Raw genomic sequence first — 8983 nt, 5'->3', positions numbered from 1 at the left:
AAGTTCTTGAGATGGGGTATCGCGGCGGGGCCACTCTCTCAGATGTTGAGGAGAGGGTGGCGGCCCTCCGAGAGTGTTAGTACGAGCTCCATGTTGCGGGCTCAAACATTCAAGGAAAGGAGGACCGCCATGACCAAGTATGCCGGTCTTGATGTTTCGGTCAAACACAGCAGCCTGTGCGTCATGGAGGCGGACGGGTCGCTCGTCCGGGAGATGAAGGTGGCGAGCGAGTATCCGGCGATCACTGAGGCGCTGAGGGCGTATCGGGGCGAGTTGGCGCTGGTGGCGCTGGAGGCCGGGCCGCTCTCGCAGCACCTGTTCGACGGGCTCGCCGAGGCGGGTTACCCGATGGTCTGCTGCGAGACGCGCAAGGCCAAGAAGTTCCTAGATAGCTGGGACGACAAGACCGACCGCAACGACGCCCGCGGCCTGGCGCACATGGTGCGCGCGGACCTGCACCGGGAGGTTCACGTCAAGACGCGCCCCAGCCTGGAGATCCGGGCGATGCTGGGCACGCGCAAGACGCTGCAAACCCAGCTCTTGGCCCTTCAGAACCACCTCCGGGGCACGCTCAAGACCTTCGGGCTCAAGGTGGGTCAGGTCTCGGACGGCGCGTTCGCGGCCCGCGTCCGGGCGCTGATCGCGGACGAGCCCGGCCTGCAGGCGGCGATCGAGCCTATACTCGAGGCGCGTGAGACGCTGCGCGCGCAGTTCAAGGAACTAGACCGCCGGCTGCGTCGGATGGCCGAGCGGGACGCCACCTGCCGGCTGTTGATGACGGCCCAGGGTGTGGGCGCGCTGACCGCGCTCACCTTCAAGGCCGGCGTCGACCAGCCACAGCGCTTTGCCAAATCCAAGTCGGTGGGCGCGCACTTCGGGCTGACGCCCGAGCACCACCAGTCCGGTGAGGTCGACATCGTCGGGCACATCGACAAGCGCGGCGACCGCGCGGTGCGCACGCAGCTCTACGAGGCAGCCAACGCCATCTTGCTCAACACCAAGAAATGGTCGTGGCTCAAGGCGTGGGCGATGGACATCGCCAAGCGCCGCGGCATGGACCGCGCCAAGGTCGCGCTCGCCCGGCGCCTGGCGGAGGTGCTGCACCGGATGTGGTGCGACGGCACGCCGTTCCAGTGGCAGCGCGGAGCCGCGGCGTAATGCCCGGCGCCCTCAACAGCCGTCGGGCTGCGGCCGGCAGGCTCTGCGCCGTATGAGCGCGCCGCCTGCCGGCCGCAGTCCCCAGAGCCGAAGCCGGGAGCACGCGCCCATCTAGATGTCCATCGACCCCCAACGGTTTTTCCGCCGCGGCGGAAACTGAGGCCCCGCGAGGGCGATGGGTACGGCGAGGCCGCGGTAGCCTGTGTGGGTCTTGAGGGTCCGCCCCTCAGAGCCCGTTCTTGAGATTGACCCGCCGACCCATCTCCGACCCCATGGTGTGGCGGTCTCCGCACCGACCACGAAGAGAAGCATGACCCTCGCGGAACCTTCACCACCCAAGAGGGCACCCGTCTTGACATCGGGCGCCGCGATAGAGAAGCAGGCCCCGGATGCTGTTCTGCAGGTCCAGCATCTGGCGCTGTAGCGTCTTGCGCGCGCCCAGCTGCGTGCGGATCTCCTGGCTGGCGCGCGTCTTGACGTGGACCTCCTGGTACAGGCCGGTGCGCATCATCTGCGCGATGCCCTTGGCGTCGTTGCGGTCGGTCTTGTTGCGCCGGGCCTTCAGGAACGCCTTGGTGTGCCGGGTTTCGCAGCTCACCACCGGATAGCCGGCCTCGGCGAGGCCGTCGAACAGATGCTGCGACATCGGACCGGCCTCCAGACCGACAAGCCCGATGTCCGAACGGTGCTGGCGCAAGGCCTCGGCGACCGCGTCGGCCTCGCTGGCGACTTTCGTCTCCTCCACGATGTTGCCGTCGGCATCCATGATGCACAGCGCGCTGTCGTTGACCGAGACATCGAACGCGGCATACTTGGTCATGGCGGTCCTCCTTCTGCTGAATGTTTGAGCCCGCTCTGCGGAGTTCGTGTTAACATCCCTGGAGGGCCGCCACCCTCTCCTCAACATCTCAGAGGGTGGCCGCCGCGATACCCCATCTGGAGCGCACGCCCTGGCTGTAGGCGTAGATCAGCAACGCCAACAGGACCTTCGGGGCGAACGGCGCCTGGCCGGCGCCGCCCACCCGGTGCTCGGCCTCGAACGCCGAGAGGTCCATGAGCTCGACCGCGTCGACCACCCAGTGGACGATGTCGCCCGACGGCAACCAGTCCATCATGTCAACCGGCAGAAGGTATCGCTGGCAGCGGTCCGGGGCGCGGAAGAAACCCGCCATGTCCGTCTCCCTCAGGGCTGCGCCTACACCTGAGATAGAGTCAAACGCGCGTCGCGGAGTCAATTAAGACGCGAACCCGGACCGGGTGCGCCACGTGAGGGCGCGATTCTGCAACAGGCTCTAAAGAGCCTGGGAATCTTCCAGAAACTTCAATCCGCCCACTTCTCTCAGCCACCCCCATATCGCTGGCGGCGCGCAGGGGGACACATACCCTGATCAGTCTGGCGCGTCAGCCACCGCCGCCCGAATGGGCGGTCAATACACCTGCGTATCGTACCGTACTGACACGATACGATACGGACGCCAGAGGCAAACAGACATGAGTCAACGGAGCAAGGCGACCCAGGCCGCGGTCAGGGAAGCATTCGAACGCCTGCGTCAGAACGGGACACCCGTTCCGCGCATTACTCAGGACGCCATTCGCGAAGAGATCGGCGGGGGTAGCTACTCTTCGATCCAGCGACATCTGAAGCCGCTCCGCGATACGCATATGGCTGAACAGGAAGCTGAGACAACAGCTTCGGATGACGCAGGCAGTGTAGGCGATGCTTCTTTGCCCGATAGCGTCGCGCGCCAGATCGTCGAACTGCGGGGCACGGTCGATCAGATCAGCAACTCGATCTCCAACGCGGTAGCACGAGCCCTCGATGAACAGGCATCGAACGAGAATCGTCGCCACCGCGAAGAGGTCGAGCGTGTCACGCGCAATTACCAGCACCTTCTCCAAGACCTCCAAGAGCGCCACCAGACCGCGACGAGCGAGCTGGAACAACTCGTAGTGGAGTCTGAAGAGCTGGCAAGCCTGCGTGAGCAGGTTCCGGAGCTTGAGGCCCAGGTCGCCCGACTAACGAATGACCTTGAGCAGCTTCAACGCGATCATGATCACGTCTCCAGCCGTGCTGACGACGCCGAGCGGTGGTCTGACCATCTTTCCAAAACGACGGCCGAGCTTGAAGCCAAGGTCGATCAAGCTCGCGTGGCAGCGAATGAGGCCGAAAAGCAGGCGAGCGAAGCCAGTGCACAGATGGCAGCTGCCCACGAGCGGTGCCAGACAATTACCTCTGAGCGCGACAACGCGATTACCGGCTGGCGGCAGGCGGAGGCGCGCTGCTCTGAGCTCCATGCAGAGCTTCAGCACGCAGCTCAGGAGAACGCAGAGCTCAAACGACGGACCAGCGAGCTAGCTGACGCCAAGGCGGCCGCTGAAGAAGCCCGCGTTCAGACGGAAGCGGAGCTGCGCGAGACGGAGGCTCGGGCGATCAAGGCAGAAGCGCGGGCAGACGCGGCCGAACGTTCGGCTCAGCAACTCGACCACAGGCTCGCCCAGCTGATCCCGACTCGGCGCCCGGGTGCCAGAAAGAGCAAGACCGCTGCGTCGAACCGGGGCGAGCCGGACGCAAAAAGCGGCGACGCTTGACCTGTCGCGTCGGCCGCGCGGTTCCGAGGCGCGGTCGACGTCTACCCTCTCTCAACACCAACGCATCCAGTCGGGCATCAGGAATTGATTGCCAGCAGGCGTGTCTTGAAGATCTCGCCATGAACTCCCCGCGCGGCCTGGACCGCACGGTCCTCCGCGAGCTGGCGAGCTGCCGCTGGATCCCCGACCACCGGCCGGTGGTGGTCGTCGGCGCGACCGGCACCGGCAAGACCTGGCTGGTCTGCGCGCTCGGGCACCAGGCCGCGCGCGAGGGCTACAGCGTCCAGTACACCCGCCTGACCCGGCTGCTGGACGGGCTCGCCACTGCCCGGGTGGAAGGCAAGCTGGCGCGCGAACTCCGCCGGCTCGCCCGGCTCGATCTGCTGATCGTCGACGACCGGAGCATGACCGAGCTGACCGCCGCCCAACGCCTCGACCTCATGGAGGTCATCGACCATCGTCACGACCGCCGGGTCACGCTGCTGGCCTTGCAGATCCCGGTCGATCGCTGGCACGCCGTGATCGGCGATCAAACCTACGCCGACGCCATCGTCGACCGGCTGGTCCACAACGCCCACCGGCTGGAACTCACCGGCGAGTCCATGCGCAAGCGCGGCGCCGCGAAGGCATCCGAGGAGGCCGCGTGAGCGCGCTCGCCCAGGTGGGTCCATAGCACGGAGTGGCCCGCGCGCTGCGCCTGATGGGCGCGCGCGGTCCCCCGTGGCTGTGGACTACCTGGACGAGTGCGGGCGATATCCAGCTTGCCGCCAGAACACCCACACCCCTAAGCTGTAACAAGAAGGCCCGCGCCCCGAACTCTCATGCGACCGGCACCGGGTGGGCGAATTCACCGAACCCGGTGTGGCGGTTTCAACCGAAACGCCCAGGCGAATTCGCCGAAATGGGCAACCCTACTCCGCTATTCCGCAGCAATCGTCTCTTCGAACAGCGTCGTGTAATCGCTGTCGCTCTCCTGCGGGACGAGCAAACTCTGGGACATGCTTCGCTTCCGCCACAGCAGATCGTTCAGCTTGAGATCGAATGACTGATCGCCGATCGCAGGGTACCGCGCCATTGGACAGTAAACGGTAACCGGTTTGTCTTGACCGATCAGATAGACGGGTTCGTTGCACTGATCTTCGACGGCCAGGTTCCACAAGCGACTCAAGTGGATCACATGATTGGCCGCGGTCAGTGTCAGGTCGGCCCCCGCGGCGCGCGGTGCGAGGACCAACACGTCGAAACCTGGCGCCGCGTTCTGAAACTCGTCCACAAGGGCTTGGCGCTTGGCCGACGGGGTCTGGCTGGCCGTTGATCACCGCTGGCGTCTTCGCCAGGCCGTAACGCACGCGTATCAGAGCGGCAGGCCCAACCGTCACATGCCCGCATCGGACACGTTTGGTCGGCACAGTCCGCAAGGATCAGGCCATTACGATGTCGGTATTGGGGAGCCGCACCAACCGGCTCTCGACCCCCCATATAGAGAGTGCTCACGTAGTGCTTAGTTACCGATGGATGTTCTTGCAAAGTTCACGGGCCTATGAAAAGGACATATCCCCGTTTTACAACGACTTAGGGATCGCTCTCGTACAATGGCATTGTAGAGGTCTCGGGTTCGAGTCCCGCCGGCTCCACCAACTTTCCCGGTATTTCTATATTGGTCGGCGTCCAACGCGCTGCGGTTCGCCAGTACCGCTGAGCCGTCGTGGTGTCCGCCGTGCTGCCAGCGATCTGTGCTTGAGCTGGCGCAGCCGGCTGATCAGGGTTAACTGCCGGCAGGTGTCGGCCGCTCCCGGCCGACGTCTGCGCCCGCGTCAGCCGGTTTACCGAAAGGCCGCCGTCATGCCTGCCGATCTCGCCATCGCCGCGCTCGACTGGGTGCCGCTCGCCCCGCGCCTGATCAAGGAGGGCTACGGCGACGCGGATTCGGTCTGGCCGGGCACCCTGCCGTCGCTGTTGGTCCGGATCACCGCAGCGGACGGCACCGTCGGATACGGCGAGGCCACCACCCAGACCTGGTACCTGGGCGAGACACGCACGCAGATGGAATCCGTGCTGGCGCTCTACGCGCAGGCGCTGCAGGGCCGGCCGGCGGACAACATCGCTGGCGCGCACGCCGCCATGCTGGGCAGCTACGCCGGCGCCGCGCCGGGCGGCAACGCGGCGCGCGCCGGCGTCGATATGGCGCTGCACGACCTGACCGGGAAAGCGCTGGGCGTCCCGGCCGCGACGCTCCTGGGCGGGCGTCTCCGCGACCGGCTGGACCAGCTGACCAACCTTTACCACGCCACCCCGGAGGCGATGGCCGAGGGCGCGCGCGCCTTCGCGGCCCAGGGGTTCAAGGCGCTCAAGATCAAGGTCGGCGAGAGCCTGCTCGCCCACGGCTGGTCGCGCGCCGGGCTGACGGCCGAGCTCGCCAAGCTGACGGCGGCGCTCGACGCGGTCGGCCCCGAGATCATGATCGACGCCGACGCCAACCAGGCCTGGCGCAACGCCGGCGACGCCGCGGCCGCCCTGCGGGCGTTCGCCGGCCGGCCCAACCTGTCGATCGAGCAGCCGCTGGCGTACGAGAATTACGCCGGCCACGCCCAGCTGCGCCGGATCGCCGGCCTGCCGGTCGTGCTCGACGAGCCGGTGCGCGCGCCCGACGCCGTGATGCAGCTGATCCGGGCGGAGGCGTGCGACCGCGTGGTGATCAAGCTGAACCGGGTCGGCGGCCTCTACCCATCGATGCGGATCGCGACGATCTGCGAGGCCGCCGGCATCGGCGTCAGCGTCGACACCAACCCGTTCACCCTGCTGGGCGACAGCGCCAGCGCGCAGCTGGCGAGCACGATCCCGACCCACTACCCGGTCGACTGCGAGGGCCACGTCTCGTTCCTGACCCTGGCCGAGGGCATCCTTTCGGGCGGGGTCAGCTTCGCCGACGGCCGCGCCCTGGTGCCGCAGGGCCCAGGCCTCGGCGTCGAGGTCGACTGGGCGCGCGCCCAGGCGGTCGCGGAGAGCGCGCCTATTGATAGCGGCCGTAGCGCTCCATGACCTCGACCTTGTAGCCGTCGGGGTCGTCGACGAAGAAGAAGCGGGCGAGCTTCCGGCCGCCGTGCTCCAGCTGCTTGATGTCCTTGGGCTGGAAACCCTCGGCCGTGAAGCGCGCGTGCTCGGCGTCCAGGTCGTCGACCACCAGCGCGACGTGGCCGTAGCCCTCGCCCAGCTCGTAGGGCTGGCTGCGGTCTCTGTTCGCGGTCAGCTCGAGCTCGAAGTCGTTCTCGGGGTTGCGCAGGTAGACCAGGTCGAAGCTGTCGAATTCGAACCGCCCGGCCGGCTCCAGGCCGAACGCCTGGCCGTACCAGCGGATCGACCGATCCAGGTCGACCACCCGGATCATCATGTGCACCAGTTTCGCCATTGGTGAAGTCTCCAAAAACCTCGGACATGAATGGATAACCGGCGGCGCGGGAGACGCGCCGGCGCGCGGACGCGCTGAGGGTAGGCGACGCCCGGCCGGCACCCAAGGCCGGATTTTCGCCATCCCGCGAGAGGTCAGGCGGCAAGACGTTCCCGGTAGGTCCCGAAGCTCCCTGCCGCCGGAGACCCGGCCGCGCGACCGCCGGCAGCAAAAGGGAAACGGTAGGTCTAGATCGCGCGCTCCTGCATCTGCTGGGCGATGTAGTCCGCCTGCCGGATTGCCAGGGCCACGATCGTCAGCGTCGGGTTCTCCGCACCGCCGGTGGTGAATTGGCTGCCGTCGGAGACGAACAGGTTGGCGATGTCGTGGCTCTGGCCGAAGCCGTTGCAAACGCCGTCCGCCGCCTTCGCGCTCATCCGGCATGTGCCCAGGTTGTGGGTGGACGGATAGGGCGGGGTCTCGATCGTCTTGAGCGCCCCCGCGGCGTCGTACACCGCCGCGCCCTGCTTATAGGCATGGGAGCGCATGGCGATGTCGTTGGGGTGGTCGTCGAAGTGGACGTTGGGGACCGGCAGGCCATACTGATCCTTGACGCTGTCGTGTAGAGTGATCCGGTTGGACTCCTGCGGCATGTCCTCGCCGACCAGCCACATACCCGCCATGTGATCGTAAGCGTCCATGTCGGCGGCGAATTCCGCGCCCCACGCCCCAGGGTCAAGGAAGGCCGCCATGAACGGTACGCCCAGGAATAGCGTCTCCATCTCGTAGCCGCCGGCGAAACCGCGCTCGGGGGCGTGGCGCGACTCGTCGCTGATAATCCCGGCCATGGTTGTGCCGCGGTAAGCGTTCACCGGCTTGTTGAAGGTGGCATAGACCGAGCCGGTCATGTGTCGCATGTAGTTGCGCCCCACCTGGCCGGAGGAGTTGGCTAGCCCGTCTGGGAACCGCTGACTCTCCGAAAGCAGCAGCAGGCGCGGCGTCTCGATCGAGTTGCCGGCAACGGCCACAGCGCGCGCCCTCTGGCGCTGCTGATTGCCGTTCCTGTCGACGTAGACCACTGCGGACGCCTTGCCGGCTTGGTCATGCTCGATCCGGATGACGTGGCTTTGCGCGCGAAGGTCTAGATTCCCGGTCGACTCGGCCTTCGGGATCTCTGTGTAGAGGGTCGACCATTTGGCGCCCGACTTGCAGCCCTGGAAGCAGAAGCCGAGTTGCATGCACGCCGGCCGACCGTCGCGCGGACGACTATTGATAGCCATCCGCCCGGTGTGGACGTCCTTGTAGCCGATCCGGGTAGCGCCGGCGTACATCACCTTGAAATTGTTGTTGCCTGGCAGACCGGGGATGCCGTTGGTCCGGGTTACGCCCATCTTGTCCTCGGCGCGGGCGTAGTACGGCTCCAGATCCCGTAGCGTCAGCGGCCAGTCCAGCAGGTTGGCCCCGTCGATTTCGCCGTAGGTCGTGCGCGCCTCGAATTCGTGCTCCTGGAAGCGGAGGCTGGCCCCCGCCCAGTGCACGGTCGAACCGCCAACCGACTTCACGATCCAGGCGGGCAGGTTCTCGAAATCCTTAGCCACCCGCCAGCTGCCCGACGTGGTGCGCATGTCCAGCCAGGCGAGTTGCGAAAAGGAAGCCCACTCGTCGTTCACGAACTCGTCGATTGTGTGGCGCTTGCCGGCCTCCAGAAGCACCGTCTTGATGCCTGAGGTGTCCCGGGTTTCTCGGAGGCTGCGGTGGTTGGACGATCAGGCCGCCATGGCGGCCTGATCGTCCAGCTCGAAAAATTTCGCCTCTGCCTCCGCCGGCGGGATATGGCCGAGGGGTTCCAGT

At 66.3% G+C, this 8983-nt stretch carries 9 protein-coding genes; 4 read left to right on the top strand and 5 right to left on the bottom strand.

The window, feature by feature from the left end:
- The first annotated feature begins 129 nt into the window (after positions 1-129).
- Positions 130-1158 (top strand): IS110 family RNA-guided transposase, encoded by a 1029-nt coding sequence (locus CKO28_RS25805; RefSeq protein WP_200344017.1) that lies wholly within the window; start codon positions 130-132, stop codon positions 1156-1158.
- A gap of 328 nt (positions 1159-1486) precedes the next feature.
- On the opposite strand, the gene CKO28_RS25800 is transcribed toward CKO28_RS25805, so the two are convergent.
- Both CKO28_RS25800 and CKO28_RS25795 read right to left on the bottom strand, forming a co-directional pair.
- Positions 1487-1978: an IS110 family transposase gene (locus CKO28_RS25800; RefSeq protein WP_200344015.1), complete on the bottom strand. Its 492-nt coding sequence runs from the start codon at positions 1976-1978 to the stop codon at positions 1487-1489.
- Between the two features lie 88 nt (positions 1979-2066).
- On the bottom strand, positions 2067-2330 hold the full coding sequence (locus CKO28_RS25795) for a hypothetical protein (RefSeq protein WP_200344013.1): 264 nt from the start codon (positions 2328-2330) through the stop codon (positions 2067-2069).
- A 319-nt stretch (positions 2331-2649) separates the two neighbouring features.
- Between CKO28_RS25795 and CKO28_RS25790 the strand changes: the two genes are divergently transcribed.
- A complete protein-coding gene (locus CKO28_RS25790) occupies positions 2650-3747 on the top strand; it encodes a DNA-binding protein (RefSeq protein WP_200344011.1) in 1098 nt (365 codons plus the stop codon).
- Positions 3744-4394 carry an ATP-binding protein gene (locus tag CKO28_RS25785; RefSeq protein WP_200344009.1) on the top strand — a complete coding sequence of 217 codons (651 nt, stop codon included), beginning with the start codon at positions 3744-3746 and terminating at the stop codon, positions 4392-4394. The genes CKO28_RS25790 and CKO28_RS25785 overlap by 4 nt, the downstream gene beginning before the upstream one ends.
- Positions 4395-4666: 272 nt before the next feature.
- Here the strand turns inward: CKO28_RS25785 and CKO28_RS25780 are convergent, their stop codons facing one another.
- Positions 4667-5020, bottom strand: a complete 354-nt coding sequence (locus tag CKO28_RS25780; RefSeq protein ID WP_200344007.1) for a C-terminal helicase domain-containing protein — start codon at positions 5018-5020, stop codon at positions 4667-4669.
- A gap of 569 nt (positions 5021-5589) precedes the next feature.
- Here CKO28_RS25780 and CKO28_RS25775 point away from each other — a divergent pair.
- Positions 5590-6786, top strand: a complete 1197-nt coding sequence (locus CKO28_RS25775) for a mandelate racemase/muconate lactonizing enzyme family protein (protein WP_200344005.1) — start codon at positions 5590-5592, stop codon at positions 6784-6786.
- On the opposite strand, the gene CKO28_RS25770 is transcribed toward CKO28_RS25775, so the two are convergent.
- The gene (locus CKO28_RS25770) at positions 6758-7153 is read right to left on the bottom strand and encodes a VOC family protein (protein ID WP_200344003.1); all 396 of its coding nucleotides are present in this window, start codon (positions 7151-7153) and stop codon (positions 6758-6760) included. The genes CKO28_RS25775 and CKO28_RS25770 overlap by 29 nt on opposite strands.
- 227 nt (positions 7154-7380) lie before the next feature.
- On the bottom strand, positions 7381-8844 hold the full coding sequence (locus tag CKO28_RS25765) for a GMC family oxidoreductase (protein ID WP_437127662.1): 1464 nt from the start codon (positions 8842-8844) through the stop codon (positions 7381-7383).
- Positions 8845-8983: the final 139 nt, after the last annotated feature.

The organism is Rhodovibrio sodomensis (assembly GCF_016583645.1).
Taxonomy (GTDB): domain Bacteria; phylum Pseudomonadota; class Alphaproteobacteria; order Kiloniellales; family Rhodovibrionaceae; genus Rhodovibrio; species Rhodovibrio sodomensis.
This window is presented reverse-complemented; position numbering and strand designations above follow the sequence as displayed.